The sequence below is a fragment of the Azonexus sp. IMCC34839 genome, from assembly GCF_047047955.1.
Taxonomy (GTDB): domain Bacteria; phylum Pseudomonadota; class Gammaproteobacteria; order Burkholderiales; family Rhodocyclaceae; genus Azonexus.
The window spans coordinates 1,541,820-1,566,205 of sequence record NZ_CP150631.1 but is presented as its reverse complement, the minus strand read 5'-3'; the positions used below and the strand labels follow the sequence as shown (position 1 = coordinate 1,566,205).

The window sequence follows — 24,386 nt, the reverse complement described above, 5'->3', positions numbered from 1 at the left end:
TGGCCAGACCGGAAAGATCAGGCGAAGTTGGCTTCGACGAAGGACCAGTTGACCAGGTTGTTCAGGAAGGTCTCGACGAACTTCGGGCGCAGGTTGCGGTAGTCGATGTAGTAGGCGTGTTCCCAGACGTCGACGCAGAGCAGGGCCTTGTCGCCGGTGGTCAGCGGGGTGCCGGCGGCGCCCATGTTGACGATGTCGACCGAACCGTCGGCCTTCTTGACCAGCCAAGTCCAGCCGGAACCGAAGTTACCAACGGCGGAGGTCTGGAAGGCGGTCTTGAAGGCGTCGAAGGAACCCCACTTGGCGTCGATGGCAGCCGCCAGAGCGCCGGTCGGAGCGCCGCCGCCGTTCGGCTTCATGCAGTTCCAGAAGAAGGTGTGGTTCCAGACCTGGGCAGCGTTGTTGTAGATGCCACCGGCCGGAGCCTTCTTGACGATGGCTTCGAGGTCCAGGTTTTCGTACTCGGTGCCCTTGATCAGGTTGTTCAGGTTAACCACGTAGGCATTGTGGTGCTTGCTGTAGTGGTAGTCGAAGGTCTCAGCCGACATGTGCGGGGCCAGAGCGTCCTTGGCGTACGGCAGGGCGGGCAGTTGGTGTTCCATTTGTATTTCTCCGTTGTTGATTTGGGGGTTGAAAGGAAAATTCTAGTCAGCTTCGCGCGAAGGGACAACCTGATCGACTGTCACCTCGGCACCGCCATGGGCAAAACTCAGTTTCAGTGCCGTACCCGCAGCCAGCGTGGCAGCGTCGCGCACGGCGCGGCCATCGATGCCAACGGCAATGGCATAGCCGCGCGACAGCACCGCATGCGGATCGAGTTGGCTCAGACCGCGGGCGAGGCTGTTTAGTTTCGTCGAACGCATGTACCGCTGCTGTTTTTCCGCTTGTTGCAGGCGCGAGCCGAGCTGCTGCAGGCGTTCAAGGCGTTGCGGCGGCTGCGGGCGGGCGCGTTCCAGGCGCTTGCCGAGGGCGGTCAGGCGAAGGGCGCTGACTTCCGCTTGTTTGCCGAGGGCACGGTGCAGACGATCGCCCAGGGCACGTGTCTCCTGGCTGCGCTGGCGCAGGCGCTCGGCAGGGTGGATCAGGCGGGTAGCCAGCCAATCCAGGCGTTGCTGCTGGTTGTCGAGACGCCGTTGCAGGCCGCGGGCGAGATGGCGTTGCAGTTCGGTGAGGCGGGCCAGCCAGGCGTCGCGATCGGGGCTGACCAATTCGGCGGCGGCGGTCGGCGTCGGGGCACGCAGGTCGGCGGCGAAATCAACGATAGTGAAGTCGGTTTCGTGGCCGACGCCGGAAACCACTGGAATGGTGCTGGCGCGGATGGCGCGGGCGACGACTTCCTCGTTGAAGGCCCACAAATCCTCGATGCTGCCGCCGCCGCGACACAGGATGATGACTTCGCAGTCACTGGCAGCGGCCTGGGCGAGGGCGCTGGCGATGCTGTCCGGGGAATTCTCGCCCTGAACCAGGGTCGGAAACAGCGAAATGCGCAGGTGCGGGGCGCGTCGGTGCAGCGTAGTCAGTACGTCGCGCAGGGCAGCGGCCTGCGGACTGGTGACGATGGCCAGACGGCGCGGAAAGGCCGGCAGGGGGCGCTTGGCTTCCGGAGCGAACAGGCCTTCGGCCTCCAGCTTGGCCTTCAGGCGCAGGAAGCGCTCGAATAGGTCGCCCTGGCCGGCGCGGCGGATGGCTTCGACATTGAGCTGGAATTCGCCGCGCGGCTCGTAGAAGGAAACGAGCGCGCGGGCTTCGATCTTCTGGCCGTTCTCCAGGCGCCAGCCCAGCGTCTGGGCGCGGCTGCGCCACATCACGCAACGTACCTGGGCATTGGCATCCTTGAGCGAGAAATACACATGGCCGGAAGCGGCGTAAGTCAGGTTGGATATCTCGCCGCCGACCCACATCAGGGGAAAGGCGGCCTCAAGGCAGTCGCGAACCAGGCGGTTCAGGCTGCTGACGCTGAGAATGGCGTTGTCGCTAGGTGTCGGTGGGGTTGGCATGCGGCAATTGTACCCGGCCGGCTTTGAGTCGATATTCTGTATTTGTGAAAAACGCTAAGTAATTGATTTTTCGTCGCTTAAAACTCGCTGCCTCGTTTTTTGGCGGAGCAGGCAAAAGCCTTGTGGCAAAGGGGTTTAGGTCGACTGATGACATTTCATTAACAGACTTATCCACAGATTTTGGGGATAAGCGGCCAGACCCGCGGCATTTCGTCACTTGCCCCGGGGGCTAGGGCAGGGCAGAATTGCAGGCTAATTTTTCATGTCATCTCAAGGATCCGACACGTGTTTGCAATCGTTCAGGCTGCCGGCTGGCCAATTTGGCCGCTTCTGCTGGCTTCGATCATTTCCGTTGCCCTGATCATCGAGCGTCTGGTCGCCCTGCGCCGGTCCAAGGTGGTTCCGTCCGGCTTGCTGCAGCGCGCCGTCGGCGAATTCAAGCGCGGTGCCGACAACAGCAAGCTGCTCGATGATCTGGAGCGGCATTCCCCGCTGGGTCGCGTGCTGGCCGCCGGCCTGCGCAACGTCGGCAACTCCCGTGAAATCATGAAGGAAGCCATCGAGGAAGCGGGCGGTGCCGTTGCCCACGACCTGAACCGCTACCTGACCACGCTCGGCACCATCGCTTCGATCAGCCCGCTGATGGGCCTGTTCGGTACCGTGGTCGGCATGATCGAAATCTTCGGTTCGCAGGCGCCGAGCGGCAGCAACCCGCAGCAACTGGCGCACGGCATTTCCATTGCCCTGTACAACACCGGCTTCGGCCTGGTCATCGCCATTCCGAGCATGATCTTCTGGCGCCACTTCCGCGCCCTGGTCGACGGTTTCGTCGTCGAGATGGAGCAGCAGGCCGTCCGTCTGGTCGAGTACATGCACGGTGATCGGAAGTAAGCCATGAATTTTCAGCGCGGGCGTGGCCGGGAAGAGCCGGAAATCAACCTCATCCCGATGATCGACGTGTTGCTGGTCATCATCATCTTCCTGATGCTGACCACGACCTATTCCAAGTTCTCCGGCCTGGAGATCAATCTGCCGACCGCCGATGCGACCAAGCAGGCTGAGCAGCCGAACGAGATCGACGTGGCGGTGACGGCGACCGGGCAAATCCTGGTCAACAAGTCGCCGCTGGCGGCCGCCGACGTCAATGGCATCGCCGAGGCCTTGCGGCGTGCCGCCGGTAGCCGTCAGGACCCGGTGATCATCATCAACGCCGATGCCAAGGCGACGCACCAGAGCGTGGTCGACGTCATGCAGGCGGCGCAGACGGCGGGTTATCCGCACATCTCCTTCGCGACCCAGGCGCCTCGCTGATGCTGGCAGGTTGGCTGCAGCGCCAATGGTTCGAGCAACGCCGGCTGACGCCGGCGTTGTGGCTTCTGGCGCCGCTATTGTTGCCGCTCAATGGCCTGTTCGTGCTCGGCGCGGCCTATAAGCGTCGCTCGACCCAGGCCGTTCGCTTGCCGGTGCCGGTTATCGTCATCGGCAACATCACAGTCGGTGGCGCTGGCAAGACGCCGCTGACTATCGCGCTAGCCTTGGCACTGCGTGAGCGCGGCTATCGGCCGGGTATCGTCAGCCGGGGCTATGGCGGGTCCAATTCGACACCCCGTGCCGTGGCGGTCGATGCCGATCCGGCCGAAGTCGGCGACGAGCCGCTGTTGCTGGCGCGCCATACCGGGGGGGCGGTGTGGGTTGGTCGTGACCGGGCGGCGGCCGGGCTGGCCCTGCTGGCGGCGCATCCGGAAGTCGACGTGCTGCTTTGCGATGACGGCCTGCAGCACTATCGGCTGGCGCGCGACGTCGAGCTGGCGGTGTTCGACCGGCGTGGCGCGGGCAACGGCTGGCGCCTGCCGCTTGGCCCCTTGCGCGAGCCGCTGGCCCGTTTGGCCGAAGTCGATGCCGTGGTCAGCAACGGGCCGGTTGCGCCCGGTTTGGCGGCGCCGGCGCCGTTGTTCGAAATGCATTTGCGCCCCGGTGAATTCCATTCGCTGGTCGATGCTGCGGTGCACTGCCCAAAAGAGGCATTTTTCGGTAAGCGCTTGCATGCCGTCGCCGGAATCGGCGATCCGCAGCGTTTTTTCAACACCTTGCGCGGCTTGGGCTTGAGCTTCGAGGCGCATCCTTTCCCCGATCATCATGCCTATTCGGCGGCCGATCTCGATTTTGGTCCGGGTGCCGTGCTGCTGATGACCGAGAAGGATGCGGTAAAATGTGCTGCTTTAACGGCAGCCGAAATCTGGGTGTTGCCGGTTGTGGCCGAGCTTCCGCCGGCCCTCATCGATCTGATTCAGGAGAAACTCCGTGGACGCCAGGCTGCTTGATATCCTCGTCTGCCCGATTTGCAAGGGCAATCTCGAATACCGCAAGACAGAAAAGGAACTGGTCTGCAAGCCGTGCAAACTGGCTTTCCCGATCCGTGACGACATTCCGGTCATGCTCGAGGACGAGGCGCGCCAGCTGAAGGCGGACGAGCAGTAATGTCCGCTTTGGCGTTCAAGGTCGTCATCCCGGCGCGTTATGCGTCGACCCGTTTGCCGGCCAAGCCTCTGCTCGATCTGGGTGGCAAACCCATGGTCGTGCGCGTGGCCGAGCGGGCGCGTTTGTCCGGCGCCGAGGAAATCTGGGTGGCGACCGATCATCCAGAAGTGCGCGCTGCCGCCGAGGCGCATGAAGTCGCTGCGCTGATGACGCGCAGCGATCATCCGACCGGTACCGACCGCCTGGCCGAGGTCGTCGCCCAGCGCGGCTGGGATGGCGAAACCATCGTGGTCAATGTGCAGGGCGACGAGCCGCTGATCGAGCCGGAGGTGATTCTGCAGACGGCGCGCCAGTTGGCGGTCAGCGGTGCCGATATCGCCACGGTCGCGCATCCGATTGCCGACGCCGCCGATTTCTTCAATCCGAACGTGGTCAAGGTGGTTTGCCGGGCCGATGGCGATGCCGCCTACTTCTCGCGCGCGCCGATTCCGTATGCCCGCGATCACTTCGCGCGCGAAAATGGTGGCGAGACCTTGCCGGCCGGTTTGCCGGCCTACCGACATGTCGGTCTTTACGCCTACCGGGCGAGCTTCCTGAAGGCCTACGCCGGCCTGTCGGTGGCGCCGACCGAACAATTCGAATCACTGGAGCAACTCCGTGCGCTCTGGCATGGCTACCGCATCAGCGTGGCCCTGATTGATGCCGCGCCGGCACAGGGTGTCGATACGCCCGAAGATGCCGAGCGGATGCGCAAACTGTTTGACCGAGCCTGAAATAGCGAGTAATTTTCCGCTCTTAGAGAACGGCCGCAGCGAACGCCGATAACAAGAATTTTTGACTCAATAAATCCGAGGGACTATTCATGAAGTTGATTCTGTTGGGCGCACCCGGCGCCGGTAAGGGCACCCAGGCCAAGTACATCTGCGAAAAATTCGGTATTCCGCAGATTTCTACCGGCGACATGCTGCGCGCCCAAGTCAAGGCTGGCACCCCGCTCGGCCTCGAAGCCAAGAAGCACATGGACGCGGGTGGCCTGGTGCCGGACGCCGTCATCATCGGCATGGTCAAGGACCGCCTGACCCAGGACGACTGCAAGAACGGTTACCTGTTCGACGGCTTTCCGCGCACCATTCCGCAAGCCCAGGCCATGAAGGACGCCGGCGTGCCGCTCGAGTTCGTACTCGAAATCGACGTACCGGACAGCGACATCATCGAGCGCATGGCCGGTCGCCGCGCTCACCTGCCGTCGGGCCGTACCTATCACGTCAAGTTCAACCCGCCGAAGGTCGAGGGTAAGGACGACGTGACCGGCGAAGACCTGGTTCAGCGTGACGACGACAAGGAAGAGACCGTCAAGAAGCGTCTGGAAATCTATCATTCGCAGACCAAGCCGCTGGTCGATTTCTACAGCAAGTGGGCTGCCGAAGGCGATGCCAAGGCACCGAAGGTGCGCAAGATCGCCGGTGTCGGCTCGGTCGACGCCATCACCGCGAGCGTTTTCGCAGCACTGAAGTAACAGGAGCAAAGATGGCGGCAAAGAATGCCTTCTACGCACAGTCAGGGGGCGTAACCGCCGTCATCAACGCCACGGCGTGCGGCCTGATCCAGGAAGCACGCCGCCATCCCGACAAGATCGGGAAAGTCTTTGCCGGGCGCGACGGGATCATTGGTGCACTGACCGAAGACCTGATCGATACCAGCCTGGAATCCGATGCCGATATCGCCCGCCTGCGCCATACGCCGGGCGGCGCTTTCGGCTCCTGCCGCTACAAACTGAAGAGCCTGGAACAGCACCGTGCCCAGTACGAGCGCCTGATCGAGGTGTTCAAGGCGCACGACATTGGCTACTTCTTCTACAACGGCGGCAATGATTCGATGGACACCGCCTGGAAGGTGTCGCAGATTGCCGAAAAGATGGGCTATCCGGTGGTCTGTGTCGGCGTGCCCAAAACGGTTGATAACGATCTGCCGCTGACCGATTGCTGTCCGGGTTTCGGCTCGGTCGCCAAATATGTCGCCACCTCCATCCGCGAGGCCGGTTACGACGTGGCTTCGATGGCGCGCACCTCGACCAAGATTTTCGTGCTCGAAGTGATGGGCCGCCACGCCGGCTGGATTACCGCCGCTTGCGGTCTGGCCAGCGAGCAGACCGGCGAGCCGCCGCACATCCTGCTCTTCCCTGAGGTCCCGTTCGATCCCGAGCGTTTCCTGGCACGTGTGGACGAGTGCGTGCGCCTGTACGGCTACTGCACGGTCGCTGTCTCCGAAGGCTTGTCCGATGCCGACGGCAAGCTGATTGCCGAGTCCGGGGCCAAGGATGCCTTCGGGCATTCGCAACTGGGCGGTGTCGGGCAGGTGATCGCCCAACTGATCAAGGATAAATTGGGCCACAAATATCACTGGGCGCTGGCCGATTACCTGCAGCGTTCGGCGCGCCATCTGGCGTCGCGTACCGATGTCGAGCAGGCCCATGCACTGGGCGTTGCTGCGGTGCACTTGGCTTTAAAGGGAAAAAACGCGGTCATGGCGACTGTCAAGCGACTGGCCGATGCGCCGTACCGCTGGCAGATCGGTGAAGCGCCGCTGGCCGAAGTGGCCAATGTCGAGCGCAAGATGCCGCCCGAGTTTATTTCGGCCGATGGCTTCCATATCACGGAGGCCTGCCGGACCTATCTGCAGCCGCTGATCGAAGGTGAGGAGCCGCCGCCGTATCGTGGCGGGCTGCCGGATTATGTCCGCTTGAAGAATATTTCGGTGCCTAAGAAGCTGGAGGCATTCGAAGTCTGATTTTTTTGTCCGTCACAGAGGGGGAGTCATGAGTACAGCGTTGTTACTGGCGCTAGGTTGCGCCGTGTTGGCAGTCCTGTATGGCTGGATATCCAGTCAGCAGATCCTCGCGTTACCCGCCGGCAACGAGCGGATGCAGCAGATCGCCAAGGCGGTCCAGGAGGGCGCTGCAGCCTACCTCAGCCGACAGTACAAGACGATTGCCATCGTCGGCGTGGTGCTCTTCCTGGTGATTGGCGTGGTGCCCAAGCTCGGTTGGCTCACTGCCTTCGGCTTCATGATCGGTGCGGTACTCTCGGGGGCTGCCGGTTTCATCGGCATGAACGTCTCGGTACGTGCCAACGTGCGTACCGCTGAAGCGGCGCGTGGTGGCATCGCGCCGGCACTGGCCGTGGCCTTCAAGGGCGGTGCCATCACCGGCATGCTGGTGGTCGGCCTGGGCCTGCTCGGTGTGGCCGGCTACTACGCCTTCCTAAGGGCGACGGGTGGCAATGCCGATCTGCACCATGTGATCGAACCGCTGGTCGGCCTGGCCTTCGGTTCCTCGCTGATTTCCATCTTCGCCCGTCTCGGCGGCGGTATCTTTACCAAGGGGGCTGACGTCGGTGCAGATTTGGTGGGCAAGGTCGAAGCCGGTATTCCCGAGGACGATCCCCGCAATCCGGCGGTGATTGCCGATAACGTTGGCGACAACGTGGGCGACTGCGCAGGTATGGCGGCCGACCTGTTCGAAACCTATGCCGTGACGGTGGTCGCGACCATGGTACTGGCGGCGCTGACCATCAAGACCTTCCCGGGGTTGGGCGAGAATCTGGTGCTCTATCCGCTGGCTCTGGGTGGTGTTTCCATCATCGCTTCCATTGTCGGCTGCATGTTCGTCAAGGCGACCGAAGGCGGCAAGATCATGTCGGCGCTCTATCGCGGCCTGATCGTGGCCGGCGTCCTGGCGCTGATTGCCTACTACCCGATCACGTCCTGGCTGATCGGTGCCGGCGATGCTGCGGCCAAGATTACGACCGCCTCGATGTTCGGTTGCTCGGTCGTTGGTTTGGTGCTGACCGCCGCACTGGTCTGGATCACCGAGTACTACACCGGTACCGACTATGCCCCGGTCAAGCATGTCGCATCTTCGTGCCAGACCGGTCACGCGACCAACATCATTGCCGGTATCGGCGTGTCGATGAAGGCCTGCGCCTTGCCAGTGCTCTCCGTCTGCGTTGCGATCTACGCGGCTCATGCGATGGGTGGCCTGTTCGGGATCGCGATTGCGGCAACTTCCATGCTGTCGATGGCCGGTATTGTCGTGGCTCTCGATGCCTATGGGCCGATCACCGACAACGCCGGTGGTATCGCTGAGATGGCGGAATTGCCGAAGGAAGTGCGTAACGTCACTGATCCGCTGGATGCCGTGGGCAACACGACCAAGGCAGTGACCAAGGGCTATGCCATCGGTTCTGCCGGCCTGGCCGCACTCGTGCTGTTCGCCGATTACACGCATGGTCTTGAAGCGGCCGGTTTGGCCAACATCAGCTTCGATCTGTCCAATCACATGGTCATCATCGGCCTCTTCATCGGCGGCCTGATTCCTTACCTGTTCGGTGCCATGGCCATGGAGGCTGTCGGTCGTTCAGCCGGGGCGGTGGTGTTGGAGGTTCGTCGCCAGTTCAAGGAAATCCCCGGCATCATGGAAGGTACGGCAACGCCGGATTATTCCCGTGCCGTCGATATGCTGACGGTTGCCGCGATCAAGGAAATGATGATCCCGTCCATCCTCCCGGTGGCCGTACCGATCGTCGTCGGTTTGATCCTGGGGCCGCAGGCGCTGGGCGGCTTGTTGGTCGGTACCATCGTTACCGGGCTGTTCGTCGCTATCTCCATGACCACCGGCGGTGGTGCCTGGGACAACGCCAAGAAGTACATTGAAGATGGGCACTTCGGCGGCAAGGGTTCGGAAGCCCACAAGGCGGCCGTGACCGGCGACACCGTTGGCGATCCGTACAAGGATACGGCGGGTCCGGCGGTCAACCCGCTGATCAAGATCATCAATCTGGTTGCTTTGTTGATTGTTCCACTGATGGCCTAACCGGAAAATTGATGAGCCCCGCCACTGAGCGGGGCTCATTTTTTGTACTTTTCCGTATGCTGATGTTGTAGCATTGTTATGGCGTAGTAGCACTTGAGTACAGCAAGGATCAGACAAGAACAAATGAGCAACGAATCGCTTACCCAAACAGCAAGTCTCGAATCACATTCCCCTTCTGGTAGCGAAACTTGGCGGAGACATGATCCGCTGCTTTCCTGCTTGATCGAAATTTCTCGCATGCACGGCCGGGGGATGACTCCGGAAGGGTTTCTGGCTGGCTTGCCGTTGCAGGACGGTCGCCTATCGCCTTCTGTCTTTCGTCGAGCTGCCGCGCGTGCAGGGTTGGCCTCGCGTATTTCCAAGCGACAGGTCGGGGCGGTCCGGGATGAATTGCTGCCAGCCATTCTGATTCTGCAGAACAACGATGCTTGTGTGCTGTTGGGGTGGAACGAAGACCGTACCAAAGCGCGAGTTCTGTTTGCCGAGGCTGGGCAAGCGGCTACCGAAGTCGATCTGGCTGAGTTGGAACGCTCCTATGCCGGTTATACGATTTTCTGTCGGCCGCGTTTTCGTTTCGATGCGCGGGCTCCCGAGATCAGGGATGTGGTCAATCGCCATTGGTTCTTCGGCGCGCTACTCGACAATTTCAAACTTTATCGGGATGTGCTGGCCGCTGCCTTCCTGGTTAACGTTTTTGCCATCGTTATTCCCTTCTACACGCTGAATATCTACGATCGCGTCGTTCCGAACAGCGCCTTCGAGACCTTGTGGACGCTGTCGATCGGTGTCGTACTGGTGGTGGTGGCTGACTTTGCCTTGCGCATGATGCGCGGCTATGTCCTGGATATGGCGAGCAAGCGGGTCGATGTCGAATTGTCGGCCTTGATCATGGAGCGCGTACTCGGCATGCAGATGGTCAACCGCCCAGCTTCCGCTGGTTCGTTCGCTGCCAACTTGCGGGCCTTTGAGTCTGTGCGGGATTTCATTACTTCCACGACCGTTACCGCCTTCATTGACTTGCCCTTCGCGATCATCTTCATCATCCTCATTCTCTGGTTGGGCTGGCCGATGGCAATTCCATTGGCATTGGGGATTGTCGGGTTGGTTCTGTATGCCTTGATGCTGCAACCCAAGATGCAGGATTTGACCGAACAAACCTACCGTGCAACGGCAACCCGCAATTCGACGCTGATCGAGAGTCTGGTGGGTCTGGAAACGATCAAGGCGCAATGTGCAGAAGGTGTGATGCAGCGCAAGTGGGAACAGTCGGTGGGCTTCCTCGCGCGTATCGGGGCTGATTTACGCTACTTGTCGATGTCTGTCACCAATAGCGCCAGCTCGGTGCAACAACTGGTCACGGTCGGGATGGTGATCATCGGGGTTTACCTGATTTCCGAGAAGCTGATGTCTCAGGGGGCGTTGATCGCCTGCATCATGCTTTCATCGCGTGCATTGGCGCCTTTCTCGCAGATTGCAGGCCTGCTGACTCAATATCAGAATGCGGCGATGGCTTTGACCTCTCTCGACAAGGTCGTCGATCAACCGGTTGAGCGTCCGCAGACTGCCTCCTTTGTTCGTCGCGAACGGGTTGCAGGTGAAATCGAATTTGATCATGTCACGTTTTCATATCCAGGGGCTGATTCTGTAGAAGTCCTGCGTGAAGTCAGCTTCCGCATCAAGCCCGGGGAGCGTGTCGGCATCATCGGTAAGGTTGGTTCCGGTAAGTCGACCATCAACCGCCTGATTCTCGGGCTGTATCAGCCAACCTCCGGTAGTATCAAAATCGATGGGGTCGATATCCGCCAGCTTGACCCTGCTGAGTTGCGCAAGGCAATCGGTTACGTGCCGCAGGATGTCACGCTCTTCTACGGAACTCTGCGTGAAAACATCACTGTAGGCATGCCTTACGTCGAGGACCACGCAATTCTTCAGGCGGCAGAGTTGGCTGGTCTTCAGGATCTGGTTGGCGGTCATCCCAAAGGATTTGACTTGCCGATCGGTGAGCGAGGCGAATCCCTGTCAGGTGGTCAGCGGCAATCGGTGGCGATCGCGCGGGCCATGGTTCATGAGCCGGTGATGCTGTTGCTTGATGAACCTAGCAGCTCGATGGATTTTTCGACCGAAGATAATTTGAAGAAAAGGCTCGCTCAATACACCCAAGGGCGTACGATGGTTCTCGTGACGCATCGCAACTCTTTGCTCGATTTGGTTGATAGGCTCATTGTGATCGACCGTGGTGCCATCGTTTGCGATGGGCCGAAGAAGCAGGTGGTCGAAGCCTTGAGCAGTGGCAAAGTTGGGCGGGGTTAAGCATCATGACCGAAAAACTCCAAAGTGAAAGTACCGAACTGGCACCGGTGGATAAGCACCAACGGGTCAAACGTTTTGTTCAAGCGCTGCAACTGAACGAACTCAATCCTTTTGCGCGCTCCACGGAGGAAGTGGATCCGTTTGCCGTGCACCGTCTGGAAGACGAAGTGCTGGCCAGAGACTTCGTCATCGATGCGGATGCTGCGGTGATTTCGCAAGACCCTCTTCGGGCCCGCAAGGCTATCGGGGCGGTTGGCTTGGCGGTGGTGGTTTTCCTGCTGTGGGCCAGCATTGCGCAAGTGGATCAGATCACCAAGGGGGAGGGAAAGGTGATTCCTTCCCGGCAACTGCAGGTGGTGCAAAGCCTTGATGGTGGCATTGTTAGCGATATCCTGGTCAAGGAGGGGGAGCAGGTTCGCGAAGGACAGGTTCTGGTCAAAATCGACGCAACGCGATTTATGTCCAGTTTCAAGGAAAGTCGGGCCACCTATCTGTCGCTGTTGGCTAAGGCTGCGCGCTTACGCGCAGTTGCTGAAGGGGTGGATTTCGTTCCACCGCCCGAGGTCGTTAAGGAAGATCCAAAACTGGTCGAACAAGAACGACTGCTTTATATGAACCGAAAGGCGGAGCTTGACGCTCAAGTCGGTATTGCTCGGGAACAACTATCCCAGCGTACTCACGAATTGGGGGAGGCCAGGGCTCGTTACGAGTCAGCCCAGCAAGGCTATGAGCTGACGTCGCGCGAACTTACCCTGACAAGACCGTTGATTCAGTCTGGAGCAGTGTCCGATGTCGAACTCTTACGGTTGCAGCGCGATGTGTCGCGATACGCCGGTGAGCGTGGACAGGCATCGTCACAGATCACCCGCCTGCAGGCTGCAATTAACGAGTCGCAACGCAAAATCCAGGAAGTCGAACTGGAATTTAAGAATCAAGCTCGCAACGAACTTTCTGAAACCCAAGCCAAGATCAATAGTCTGGGTGAGGGGAGCGTAGCACTTTCTGACAAGGTGAAGCAGGCTGATATCCGCTCGCCAGTCAACGGAACGATCAAGCGTATCCTGTACAACACGGTCGGTGGGGTCGTGCAGCCCGGCAAGGATATCGTTGAAGTCGTGCCTCTGGAGGACGCCTTGTTGCTTGAAGCACGTGTTCAGCCGCGCGATATTGCATTCCTGCGCCCAGGCCAAAAGGCCAACGTCAAATTGACGGCATACGATTTCACTATTTACGGTGGTTTGGATGCAACGCTGGAACATATCAGTGCGGACTCTGTGCTGGATGAAAAAGGCAACGCCTTCTATGTTGTAAGAGTGCGAACGCAGCGTCCAAACTTTGGAGAGAACCTGCCGATCATCCCCGGTATGACTGCCGAGGTTGATATCATGACAGGTAAGAAATCAGTGCTCAGTTATCTGCTCAAGCCGGTCTTGAGGGCGAAGCAGTATGCGTTGACTGAGCGCTAGGAGAGAGCAAGAGGGAGGCATGGACAAGAATCTATTCGTGACCAGTAGCCGGGTACCTCCGAGCCGCTGGAGAGAAGCTTTTCCAGATGCGGACATTGTTCCCATCCTGCCAGCGGATGTTTCTGCTGGTACCGTTGCTTGGCTACACAACTTCACTCCGGCTCAGCTTCCTGGTGGTGTCCGACCGGCAGGGGTAAGGTTCGTCGTCATGTATGACAAACCGAATGATGAGGAGGGGTTGCAAGCCTTGTCACAGGGGGCCGCGGGATATTGCAATGCGCATGCGACCCCTGAACTCTTGCATGCCATCGAATCGGTCATCAGAAATCAAGGTTTGTGGGTTGGCGAGTCCTTGCTCAATCGCATGATCGGGGGGATCAGTTCGCGCTCGCCAATGGCTGGGCGCCATGGAGAGCATCCCTTGCTCGAAACCTTGTCGGATCGAGAGCGGGCCGTAGCGTTATGCGTGGCACATGGCGATAGCAACAAGGAAATCGCTCGTCAGCTCAATTTGGCTGAGCGTACGATCAAGGCACATTTGACCAGCATTTTCGAAAAACTAGGCGTGCGTGATCGCCTGCAATTAGCACTTGTGCTGAGCAATCCTAACGAATAGCACGACTCGTTTCTAAGCTTGAAAACCGGGATAGGGGGCGCTCTTCCCGGTTTTTATTTGTGCAATGCAATAACGTGAAATAGTTCTCAGCTTGCCCTAAAGGGCATACCAAAATGCCCTTCTGGGCAGTGGACTCTCCATACCAGAGGAATACAGTGACACCTGTAATCATCCATTCATTGGTAGGGAGACATCATGGCAACGAACAACTCAGCAGTCGGCGTCGTCACCGCAACGAAGGGCGAAGTTTTCGCGCGTGGAGAAGACGGTAAGATGCGTCGCCTGAACGTAGGCGATCAGGTTTTTGAACATGACGTTATCGTCACTGCCAATGGCAGTGCAGCGGATATTTCCATGTTCAACGCTCCCCCGTTGAGCGTGAATGAACAGCAGACGATTTCTGTTGATGCACAAGTTACCGCTGTCGCGCCTGATGCTACAGCCGGTTCAGTCGCTCCGCTCGGGGCAAGCGAGGCTGCCAAGGTTATCCAAACCGTGGCTACCGGTAGCGGCTTGGATGTTAACGCACTGCTTGAAGAGGATGCGGCGGCGGCGGGTTTGACTGGTGGTGATGGTGCTGATGGCGGTCACACTTTCGTCGATCTGATGCGTATTGTCGAAAACGTTCCGGGTGCGGGGTATGACTTCCCAACTTATGGTCCTGGAACGGCACCGACTCTGCAAGGGCAGATTCTGGTTTCCAACGGTTTGCCGACGGCAGGTGACATTACCATCGCAGTCGATGAAGATGATCTTTCTTGTCGCAAATGGGGTGAATCTGACCTGCTTTGGCGTGACGAATTTGCTGCAGCACTCGGCTGGCCAGCTTTCCCTCATGTCCGTGGGAATAGCGACGTTGTAGATGATAGTGATGATCTGCCTGATCCGTCGTCGACCGTGATGACCGGAAACCTGAATTTTTCCTATGGCCCCGATGGCATGGGAGGGATTGTTTTCAACATGCCTACCGCAGCTCTTACATCGGGTGGTGAACAGGTTCACTACTGGGTGTCCGCTGATGGTCAAACCGTCGTCGCTTATATTGGTGAGGCTTACCAAGAGGGGCCCTCGATTGCGGCCTTCAGTGAAGGTGCTGAAAGTTGGGGCGTCACGGTGATTTTCACGGCGCAAATTACTGATGCGGCGACCGGGGCTTTCGCATTTGTTCTGTATGGCCCGCTGGATCATTCGGTCAGTGGTACAGAGGATAACCTGGTCATTCCGTTGAGCTTCAAGGTGACTGACCTGAGTGGGGATTCGGTGGATGGCACGCTAACGGTCAATGTCGATGACGATGTCCCTGTTTTGCGTCAGAACTACCGTGAAGAAGGTGAGCAACAGGAAGAAGGTGTTGTCGTTTCTGATACTGTCACTGTAGAAGACGAAAAGATCTGGCCTGGTAATGACGAGCATGATGGTGGCAAGCAATGGGTTTGGGGCTCAATCGTTGATGATGTGAATTGGGGTGCCGACGGTTTTGGCAAGGCAACGGGATTTACTGTTGATGGCCAGCCTTTTGATATCGGTACCACTGTTTATTGGAGTCAGGATGGCACCTTCCTTGGTGCGTCCTCCGATATCGGTGATGGGGCGAAACTTTATTCACCTGTTCCCGAAGGTGCTGCAGCCAAACTCGTGGTATTTGAAAATGGTAGCTATGTATTTACGCTACTTGACAACATGCTGCTCGGCAAAGGGGTTCAAGGAGAACAGGTCGATTTCTTGGATCGAGTGACGGTAACCGGTGAAGACAGGGATGGCGACCCGATCGGTGTTGTGGTTGATTTGCAGGTGCAGGACGATAAGCCCTCCTGCTTCGCAATGCCAGATTTGGTTATTGTTGAAGACGAGAAAATGCCTGGTGGTAATGACGAAGGCGGATGGTTCGCGAATTATCCGAAGGAAGTTACCGCAACGATCGTCAATAATGTTTCGTGGGGTGCGGACCAGTTTGGAGGGACCGTTGGCTTCGTAATCGATGGCCAGACGTTTGAACCCGGTACAACCGTGTATTGGGATCAATCGGGACACTTCCTCGGTACGATGGCCGATGATGCTGATCAAGTCTCGATGCTGTCGCGTGGTGGTGACCACCATGGTGGGGATCACGGTCCCCACATTGCAGCTTCCTTGATCGTGAATGCTGATGGTACGTACACCTTCACGCTCCTTGACAACATGCTCATGGGACAAGGTGTTCAAGGTGAACAGTATGATCTTCTTGATACCGTCAAGATCATTGGACAGGATGGCGATGGTGATCGGGCAGATGTCGGCGTGATTCTGAAGGTTCAGGACGACGTCCCGGGTTGTATGGAAGCCGAACGTGTTGCCATCGTTGAAGACGAGCAATTTAGCCCGGCGACTGATGAATCCGATAACTTCCCATTCCCCGATTACACGAATGTGGTGACTGGAGATGTCAGCAACAACGGTAACTGGGGTGCGGACGGTTTCGACAAGATCACGACGATCAAGGTTGGCGACAATCCTGCAGTGAATGTTGGTCACGATGTGACGGTCTATTGGAGCCAGACCGGTGCCTATCTGGGCACCAATTCGCACGGTGCTGCAGCCAGTCTGCGAGTGGAAGCCGATGGCGACTACACCTATCGCTTGCTGGACAACATGCTAATCAGCGGCAACGGTGAGCAGACAGATGTTTTGGCGAATGTTGTGTTCACCGGCCAAGATAAGGACGGTGATAAGGCAACGATCAATCTGACGCTGGACGTCAAGGACGACGTCCCGGGTTGTATGGAAGCCGAACGTGTTGCCATCGTTGAGGACGAGCAATTTAGCCCGGCGACTGATGAATTCGATAACTTCCCATTCCCCGATTACACGAATGTGGTGACTGGAGATGTCAGCAACAACGGTAACTGGGGTGCGGACGGTTTCGACAAGATCACGACGATCAAGGTTGGCGACAATCCTGCAGTGAATGTTGGTCACGATGTGACGGTCTATTGGAGCCAGACCGGTGCCTATCTGGGCACCAATTCGCACGGTGCTGCAGCCAGTCTGCGAGTGGAAGCCGATGGCGACTACACCTATCGCTTGCTGGACAACATGCTAATCAGCGGCAACAGTGAGCAGACAGATGTTTTGGCGAATGTTGTGTTCACCGGCCAAGATAAGGACGGTGATAAGGCAACGATCAATCTGACGCTGGATGTCAAGGACGACGTCCCGGGTTGTATGGAAGCCGAACGTGTTGCCATCGTTGAGGACGAGCAATTTAGTCCGGCGACTGATGAATCCGATAACTTCCCATTCCCCGATTACACGAATGTGGTGACTGGAGATGTCAGCAACAACGGTAACTGGGGTGCGGACGGTTTCGACAAGATCACGACGATCAAGGTTGGCGACAATCCTGCAGTGAGCGTCGGTAATGGTGTGACTGTCTATTGGTCTGCTAATGGCACGTACTTGGGCACGTCCTCGAGTAATGCTGCCGCCAGTCTGCACGTTGAAGCCGATGGTGACTATACCTATCGTTTGCTGGATAACATGTTGCTAAGCGGCAATGGTGAGCAGACTAATGTTTTGGCGAATGTTGTGTTCACCGGCCAAGATAAGGACGGTGATAAGGCAACGATCAATCTGACGCTCGATGTCATGGACGATGTGCCAGTTGCGCGTGATGATTCCGTTACTCAGGCCGTGGAGAACCAGTCGGTTACGTTCAGTGTATTTGGTAATGACCTCTTCGGCGCCGATGGAGTCGATACGGATAATTCCCCGGTCTCAGCAGTAACCTTTACCCAGCCGACTCAGGGAACTGTGACCTACAATGCAGTCACTGGGCTATTTACTTACACGCCTGTTCCGGGTGCTGGTAGCACCTCGACGAAAGATAGTTTTACCTACACCATCAAAGATGGTGATGGTGATACCTCTACGGCAACGGTATCGGTGACCTTGAAGCCTGATTCGACGCCAACTGTGCGGGTTACGGATGGCGTGGTCGACGAACAGGGCTTGCCGACTGGGACAGGTGAGTTGGCTGATGGGAATGGAGCCAATAATTCCGATACATCTGAAACCACGACGGGTAACTTTACCATCGCAACCGGTGGCGACACGCTCTCCAAGCTTGAAGTACAAGCGGCGAACGGTACATGGGTCGATGTCACCAGTGGTGGGACGGTTTCTGGTGCGAACGGAACGCTGACTGTGAATGTTTCGGGCGGTAACTACACTTGGAGTTACACGCTAACCAAGAATCTGACGACACATAACGATACGACCACCGGCGACGGTGATGGCATCAGTGGTACGGCCGATCAGAAGCCTGGTGAGGCGTTTGCTGTTCGTGTAACGGATAGCGATAACGATGTCTCGCCAACGACTACTCTAGACATCACCGTTAACGATGATGCTCCAGTCGTTGATGTTTCGAGCGCCGTGACCTATACGCTACATGTTACCAACTATGGCGAAACGGAAGCAGGATTCCACAACAGCTTTGGTTACTACATCAAGGCGGCTGATGGGACTCCGACGACTGGTGTGGTGGTTTGGGACGATGTCAAAGACTTTGAAAACGGCAGCATTGATATCACCGGTTACACCCCTGATCAGGTTGGGTTCTTCATCATCCCCGATGGTGACAATTTCAACCCTGGCTTGGTTGCTGGCACGGCAGTGACATTTGCGATGGTCAACGGGGAGTGGCAAGCCTTCGCAGGTTCTACTCCTCTGGTAGGAGATGGTGCCAACGTATTGTTCGATGTCCAGGGTCTGAATGCCGATGGGTTTGCCCACGTTCAGGATAACCCGAAGCCAGGCAATCTGAATTGGGAAGATATCGCTGGCGGTGGTGATAAGGACTGGGATGACGTCAATATCGGCGTGACCTGGACTTCTAACCTGCCGGTTCTGACCACGCAGGATGCGCAAACCATTGGCGCTGCATCGGATACAGCTTTTGCCTCGTTTGCATCAATGTTTAGCGTCAACGCGCTTGTCGGGGCTGATGGCCTGGGTAGTGCGGCAACCAGCTATAAGCTTTCGGTGACCAACGCGGATGCCGGACTGACCAGCGATGGCAAAGCCATTACCTTGGCTATGGTAGGTAACGATGTTGTTGGTAGCACGACAGATGGTGAAATCTTCCGAATCAGTGTTGACAGTGCTGGCAAGGTGACTTTGACGCAAGCGCGTGAAGTGGATCACCTGCCAGAGGATATCGATGCGAACAACGACAACGCCATGTTGCGCCTGGCCGATGGCAAGGTCGCGTTGACAGCAACGGCAACCGTTACTGATGCCGACGGCGATGTGGCGAGCGATTCGCAGAAATTGGATATCAGTTCTGCATTCCGCTTTGAAGATGATCTGCCATCAGCCAGCAACATTACCAAGTCGCTGGACGAAGACGGTAGTATCGACATCAATCTGGTGACTCAGGGAAGTGTTTCTTATGGAGCGGATGGCGCAGGTAGCATTACATTGGCCAGCAATCCGCTGCATGGCACCGTGACGCTAACCAACGGCGTTGCAACCTACAAACCTAACGCCGAATATAGCGGTAGTGACAGCTTTACCTATACCGTGATCGATGGGGACGGCGATACGGTTACCAAGACGGTTAATTTGACTGTCAATTCGGTAAACGATCCTCCTGTTGCCAAGGCTGATACAAATTGGGGCTTGGAAGACGCTGCCAGTGCCGTGACAGGTAATGTTCTGCAGACCTTGGTCCATGATGGCGCGCCGGATGCTGTGGCTCGAGGAGATGTCGCGGATACCGATATTGACAGCACATTGACGGTAACCGGCTTCACGGGCGGTAATGCATACGGCACGCTGACGCTGAATCCGAATGGTAGTTACAGCTATGCATTGAATAGTGGTCTTGCTTCGGTTCAGGCACTCGACGTTGGTGAAAAGCTGACCGAGACCTACACCTATACGGTGACGGATGGTACGACTCCCAAGACTGCAACGCTGACCATCACGATCTTCGGTCAAAACGATGCGCCGGTTGCTAATGCCGACACGAACTGGGTGGTTGAAGACGCTGCCAGCGCAATCACTGGTAATGTTCTGGAGAGCCATGCTCATAACGGAGCGCCGGATGCAGTGGCACGCGGTGACGTTGCGGACACGGACGTTGATGTCGAAACGCTGATGGTGACTGGCTTCACGGGTGGCAACGCCTACGGCACGCTGACGTTGAACGCCAACGGTAGCTACAGCTACGCATTGAACAACAGCAGTGCGGCAGTTCAGGCTCTCAATGATGGCGATAAGCTGACTGAAACTTATACCTATACGGTTTCTGATGGCACTGCTACCAAGACTGCTACTTTGACTATCACGATCTTCGGTGCGAATGATCCTGTGCTGGTGGTGGGTGAAAACGTTAATGACAACAGCAATCAAACTGTTGATCACCGCGTTGATACTTCGCCCTCAGCACCTGATGGCAGTATCGACGGTTCCTCGTCGCATGACGTTCTGGTAGGTGATGTGGGGGGCAATAACCAGTTGGCTGGGCAGAAAGCGAATATTGCATTCGTCCTCGATATCTCTGGCAGCATGATAGAGAACAAGATCAGCTTTACCGATTCCAAGGGGGTTGAGCAAAGTATCACCCGTTTGGCTGCACTTAAGCAGGCGGTAATTGATGCCCTGAACGATCTGTATGCTTCCGGTGGTAATGATGTACGGGTGCATATTGATGCCTTCGCAACCAAGGCAGGTGCTTCCGGAACATTCAACCTAACTACTGGTGGATTGGATAGCCCGACTCAGTTGCAGGCCGCTATCGATTTTGTAAACGCGCTCCAGGTGCCAAGCAAAGATTCAGACCAATACACGAACTATGAGGCTGGTTTAGTTGCTGCCAATAACTGGATTGATTCAAGTGCGGCGAATGCTCCAATCCTCAATGCTGATGTCAATAAGGTGATCTTTGTATCCGATGGCGCCCCCAATCGTGCTCTTGATCCAAGTGGTAATGTTGTCGAGGTATCTGCGGATGAAGCAATCCAGCATGTCTTGGGCACCTATCCTGGATCTTGGTGGTGGGGTACTCCGGCGGATACGGTCAGTGAGGTTAGCCTCATTGAAACTAATGGTGCTGGCCCCGATCAGGCGTTTACCATCGAAAGTATCGGTATTAGCGTAGGCTCCGGTGCGCTTGGGAATCTGAGTCAGGTTGAAGGTTCGGGTGGTTCTGCGACCAATGTGGATAGCGCAAACGAGTTGTCTGACGTCATCGGCACTTTGACTGGCGGAGGCACGACTCCAGTTGCTGTCGGCAATGATGTGATCAACGGTGGTGGCGGCAATGATGTGATCTTCGGTGACAGCATCCATGCGGACAATGCGGATGGTGGTTGGGCGAAGTTCGTTGCCAATCATGCCGGCTGGACTACCGATCAACTTCGTGCCGAGTTGTATGCCAATCACGCGACATATGGCCAAGAGGGTTCTGTGGGTGGCAACGACACGATTGATGGCGGTGCAGGCAACGACATCATCTATGCTCAGAAGGGTGACGATACGATTACCGGTGGTACGGGCAGCGATACGATGTCCGGCGGTACTGGTGCTGACACCTTCAAGTTCGTCCTTGGCGATGCCAGTGTTGCGGGAACGGTCGATCACATCACCGATTTCAGCAAGGCTCAAGGCGATATCCTTGACCTGAAGGATTTGCTGGTTGGTGAGGATGGACAAAATCCGGGGTACAACATGGGCAGCTTCATGTCGTTCGTTCAGAATGGTGCCAATACCGAACTGACGATCTCCGATACCAACGGAACGACAGCAGGTGGAAACAGCCAGACCATCGTTTTCGACAATACCAATCTGTTTACTCAGTTCAGTGCAGGCAACTCTCAGGATCTGATCCAGAAAATGGTAGCTGCTGGTAACCTGAAGCTCGATAACGGTTAATATCTAACACCGCTGCTTCAGTAGAGGGCACCTTCGGGTGCCCTTTTTTTATTCAGCATTCGTCTCAAACACTATCCATGTGGACAACTGCTGCGGTGCACAGGAAAAATCCACCAAATATCAGTCGCTCCCGATTCTGGATTGCTTGCAGATATAGACTTGACGCCTGAACTGGGGGGGCGAGAAGCACCTGTCTTGCTCCGTAAGCCAGCCACTGGGTCGCCAAACTTTGTCCGAGGAGGTGAAGGGGCTAACACTCAAAAGCAACAAAGCCCGCCGTCTGACGACGGCGGGCTTTGATTAAATTGCCAGCGGGCACTAAACGATCAGCTGATCATCCGGCCCTTTCTCAGAATACTCGCTTACTGGGCCGGCTTGACCTTGGTCGGTGCCTTCTTCGCCTTGGCGGCCGGCTTGGCGGGTTCTGCGGCCGGTGCTGCGTTCTGCGTACGGTACAGGTCTTCCTTGGCCTGGGCGCGCTTGAAGATGGCTTCCTTGTCGACGGCTACGACATCGATGGTGTCAGCCGGGCAGGAGGTGGCCATGTCCTCGTCCGGGGTGGTCGAGGGGCTGGGCGGGTCCATTTCCAGGTTCTTCAACTGCAGGGTATTCAGCAGGTTGCCGGCTGCAGCCTGGTACTTGGCCTTGGCGATGGCCAGATCCTGTTCGCCATTCAGATAGTTGCGACGAGCGGTGTAGTACTCGTTTTCGGTATCCAGAACGTCGAGTAGGGTGCGCTGACCGATGTCGAACTGGCGACGGAAGGCTTCGCGAGCCTTGTCGGTACTCAGCATGTGCTGGTCCAGATACTTCATCTGTTCGGTCAGGCGGAGCTGGTCGTTGAAGGCCATGGCGGAATTCTGACGAACTTCGCGGCAGACTTTTTCACGCAGGTCCTTGGCGCTGTTCTTCTCCTCGGAAGCCTTGCGCTGCTTGGAAACGTCCTGGAAGCCACGGAACAGGTTCCAGGTGGCGGTCAGGCCGTAGGTGGTGTAGTTGGTGCTCGAGCGCGGGTTGCCGGCAATCGGTGCAGTCGACGGGTCGCCGTAGCCACCAGCATTCTTGTCATGACCTTGCTCGATATAGCCATCGATACGCGGGTAGTAGCCAGCCTTCTGGACTTCGACGTTACGGATGGCAGACAATATGTTCTCGTAGGAAGCCTTTAGGGCCGGCGACTTTTCAAAGCTACGGTTGATAGCGCCAACGCGGTCGGTCGGGAAGTCCTGGTTGAGCAGGGCGGCCGGCGGAGCTTCCATTTCTGCCGGCGGCAGGCTGCCGACGATGCGTTGGTAGCGTGCAGTGACGTCGTGCAGGTTGGAGGTTTCGGTCAGCAGATTGGATTCAGCCAGAGCCAGACGGCCAGCTGCGGTTTCCAGGTCAACCTTGCGACCGACGCCGGTATTTGCGCGTTCCTTGATCTTTTCGTAGATCACGCGGTGGGTTGCGTAGTTTTCTTCAGCGAAGGCAACCAGCTGACGGAAGCGATAGACATCGATGTAAGCCTTGGCAGCTTCCAGCGCGGTGGTCTCGGAGAGGTCGAGCATTTCATAGAAGCGAACCAAGGAAGCGTGTTCCAAACGCTTGGAGTCGTTCCAGGTCGCGAAGCCTTCGAAGAAGTTCTGGCGCAGGGTGGCGCGGGTATTCTGGAAGTTGTAACGGCGCTCGCCCGTCGGGTTGGTATAAAGCGGCGATTCGCGGTGCTCGTAACCTGTGCCAAACAGAACGTCGAAGGTCGGCAGGTAGCGACCCAGCGTCACATTGCGTTCTTGGACGCTAGCCTGGAACTGGTGGTATTTGCCGAGAACATCCGGGTTAGTCTTGATGGCCTGAGCGGCGGCCTCTTCGAGACGGCCAGCGGCAGCTTGGCTGGAGCCGGCAAAGGCGGCGGCTAGAAGCAGACCGATTAGCGGACGCTTGAAGTTGGGTGTCATATATGGCCTCGTGAAATATAAAATGTGACAACAGACTATTCTGGGTTGATTGTAGTTAAACTAGCTACGTGATGTCCACAATTTAAATTGCATGGAAGCTTGTTAATTCGAGTGCTGTACCGTTTTTTCCACACCTTGTTGACGTTGATCATCCTGGGGGTTGGGGCCGGGCTGACGTGGGTAGGTATTGCCGTTGATGTTTTCCCTGTAGACAAAGTATTGCAAGCGGCGCAACAGAGGTACGGGGCGAGCGCCGCACAAGCGGTACGCGACTGGAACAACGTATTGGGTTTGTTTCGCGGTGGTTCGGAGATGCAGCGTTTGAAGGACGTCAACGAATTCTTCAATCGCCGGATCAAGTTTGTGGATGACCAGAAGAACTGGGGCGAGAACGACTACTGGGCGACCCCGATCGAGTCCTTGGTGCGTGGTGCCGGCGATTGCGAGGACTACGCCATCGCCAAGTATTTCACCCTGAAGTTTGTTGGTGTCCCGGTGACCAAGCTGCGGATCACCTATGTACGAGCGATTATCGGTGGTGCAGGCAGCAATATCAGTCAGGCACATATGGTGCTGACCTATTACCCAACGCCAGATGCCGAGCCGCTGGTGCTGGACAATCTGGTCGGCGAGATTCGGCCGGCATCGCGGCGTGCGGATTTGCAACCGATCTTCAGTTTCAACTCGGAAGGCGTTTACGGCGCGGGTGGTGTGCCGCAGCCCGGCGGTGGCAGCCGGATTTCCAAGTGGAACGATCTGATCGAGAAGATGAAGGCAGAAGGAATTGAATAAGGCGAG

At 57.2% G+C, this 24,386-nt stretch carries 16 protein-coding genes; 13 read left to right on the top strand and 3 right to left on the bottom strand.

The features are described from left to right. Positions 1 to 17: 17 nt before the first annotated feature. Positions 18 to 602, bottom strand: coding sequence for a superoxide dismutase (locus WIF35_RS07705; protein WP_412480980.1), 585 nt, complete (start codon positions 600 to 602; stop codon positions 18 to 20). Between the two features lie 42 nt (positions 603 to 644). Beyond that, positions 645 to 1,997, bottom strand: coding sequence for an exodeoxyribonuclease VII large subunit (gene xseA / locus WIF35_RS07700; RefSeq protein ID WP_412480979.1), 1,353 nt, complete (start codon positions 1,995 to 1,997; stop codon positions 645 to 647). Positions 1,998 to 2,282: 285 nt separating this feature from the next. Here xseA and WIF35_RS07695 point away from each other — a divergent pair, with 285 nt between their 5' ends. The 12 genes from WIF35_RS07695 (at position 2,283) to WIF35_RS07640 (ending at position 21,654) form a co-directional block, all read left to right on the top strand. Next, on the top strand, positions 2,283 to 2,888 hold the full coding sequence (locus WIF35_RS07695; protein WP_412480978.1) for a MotA/TolQ/ExbB proton channel family protein: 606 nt from the start codon (positions 2,283 to 2,285) through the stop codon (positions 2,886 to 2,888). A gap of 3 nt (positions 2,889 to 2,891) precedes the next feature. Beyond that, a complete protein-coding gene (locus WIF35_RS07690; RefSeq protein ID WP_412480977.1) occupies positions 2,892 to 3,308 on the top strand; it encodes an ExbD/TolR family protein in 417 nt (138 codons plus the stop codon). Beyond that, entirely contained in the window at positions 3,308 to 4,318 is a 1,011-nt protein-coding gene (gene lpxK / locus WIF35_RS07685) for a tetraacyldisaccharide 4'-kinase (protein WP_412480976.1), read from the top strand. The genes WIF35_RS07690 and lpxK overlap by 1 nt, the downstream gene beginning before the upstream one ends. After that, complete coding sequence (locus tag WIF35_RS07680) at positions 4,299 to 4,475, top strand: Trm112 family protein (protein ID WP_412480975.1); 177 nt, start codon at positions 4,299 to 4,301, stop codon at positions 4,473 to 4,475. The genes lpxK and WIF35_RS07680 overlap by 20 nt, the downstream gene beginning before the upstream one ends. Continuing rightward, positions 4,475 to 5,248 carry a 3-deoxy-manno-octulosonate cytidylyltransferase gene (gene kdsB / locus WIF35_RS07675; protein WP_412480974.1) on the top strand — a complete coding sequence of 258 codons (774 nt, stop codon included), beginning with the start codon at positions 4,475 to 4,477 and terminating at the stop codon, positions 5,246 to 5,248. Before WIF35_RS07680 ends, kdsB begins: the two co-directional genes overlap by 1 nt. Positions 5,249 to 5,337: 89 nt before the next feature. After that, positions 5,338 to 5,991, top strand: coding sequence for an adenylate kinase (gene adk, locus WIF35_RS07670; protein ID WP_412480973.1), 654 nt, complete (start codon positions 5,338 to 5,340; stop codon positions 5,989 to 5,991). Positions 5,992 to 6,002: 11 nt separating this feature from the next. Next, positions 6,003 to 7,262, top strand: coding sequence for a 6-phosphofructokinase (locus WIF35_RS07665; RefSeq protein WP_412480972.1), 1,260 nt, complete (start codon positions 6,003 to 6,005; stop codon positions 7,260 to 7,262). Positions 7,263 to 7,290: 28 nt separating this feature from the next. Continuing rightward, entirely contained in the window at positions 7,291 to 9,345 is a 2,055-nt protein-coding gene (locus tag WIF35_RS07660; protein WP_412480971.1) for a sodium-translocating pyrophosphatase, read from the top strand. 123 nt (positions 9,346 to 9,468) lie between these two features. After that, positions 9,469 to 11,655 carry a type I secretion system permease/ATPase gene (locus WIF35_RS07655; RefSeq protein ID WP_412480970.1) on the top strand — a complete coding sequence of 729 codons (2,187 nt, stop codon included), beginning with the start codon at positions 9,469 to 9,471 and terminating at the stop codon, positions 11,653 to 11,655. A 5-nt stretch (positions 11,656 to 11,660) separates the two neighbouring features. Further along, positions 11,661 to 13,121: an HlyD family type I secretion periplasmic adaptor subunit gene (locus WIF35_RS07650; protein ID WP_412480969.1), complete on the top strand. Its 1,461-nt coding sequence runs from the start codon at positions 11,661 to 11,663 to the stop codon at positions 13,119 to 13,121. A 19-nt stretch (positions 13,122 to 13,140) separates the two neighbouring features. Continuing rightward, positions 13,141 to 13,737 (top strand): LuxR C-terminal-related transcriptional regulator, encoded by a 597-nt coding sequence (locus tag WIF35_RS07645; RefSeq protein ID WP_412480968.1) that lies wholly within the window; start codon positions 13,141 to 13,143, stop codon positions 13,735 to 13,737. Between the two features lie 195 nt (positions 13,738 to 13,932). Next, a complete protein-coding gene (locus WIF35_RS07640) occupies positions 13,933 to 21,654 on the top strand; it encodes a retention module-containing protein (protein ID WP_412480967.1) in 7,722 nt (2,573 codons plus the stop codon). 362 nt (positions 21,655 to 22,016) lie between these two features. Here WIF35_RS07640 and WIF35_RS07635 read toward each other — a convergent pair whose 3' ends face one another. Continuing rightward, complete coding sequence (locus tag WIF35_RS07635; protein ID WP_412480966.1) at positions 22,017 to 23,588, bottom strand: TolC family outer membrane protein; 1,572 nt, start codon at positions 23,586 to 23,588, stop codon at positions 22,017 to 22,019. Positions 23,589 to 23,726: 138 nt separating this feature from the next. On the opposite strand from WIF35_RS07635, the gene WIF35_RS07630 reads away from it, so the two are divergent. Continuing rightward, on the top strand, positions 23,727 to 24,380 hold the full coding sequence (locus WIF35_RS07630) for a transglutaminase-like cysteine peptidase (RefSeq protein WP_412480965.1): 654 nt from the start codon (positions 23,727 to 23,729) through the stop codon (positions 24,378 to 24,380). Positions 24,381 to 24,386 lie beyond the last annotated feature (6 nt).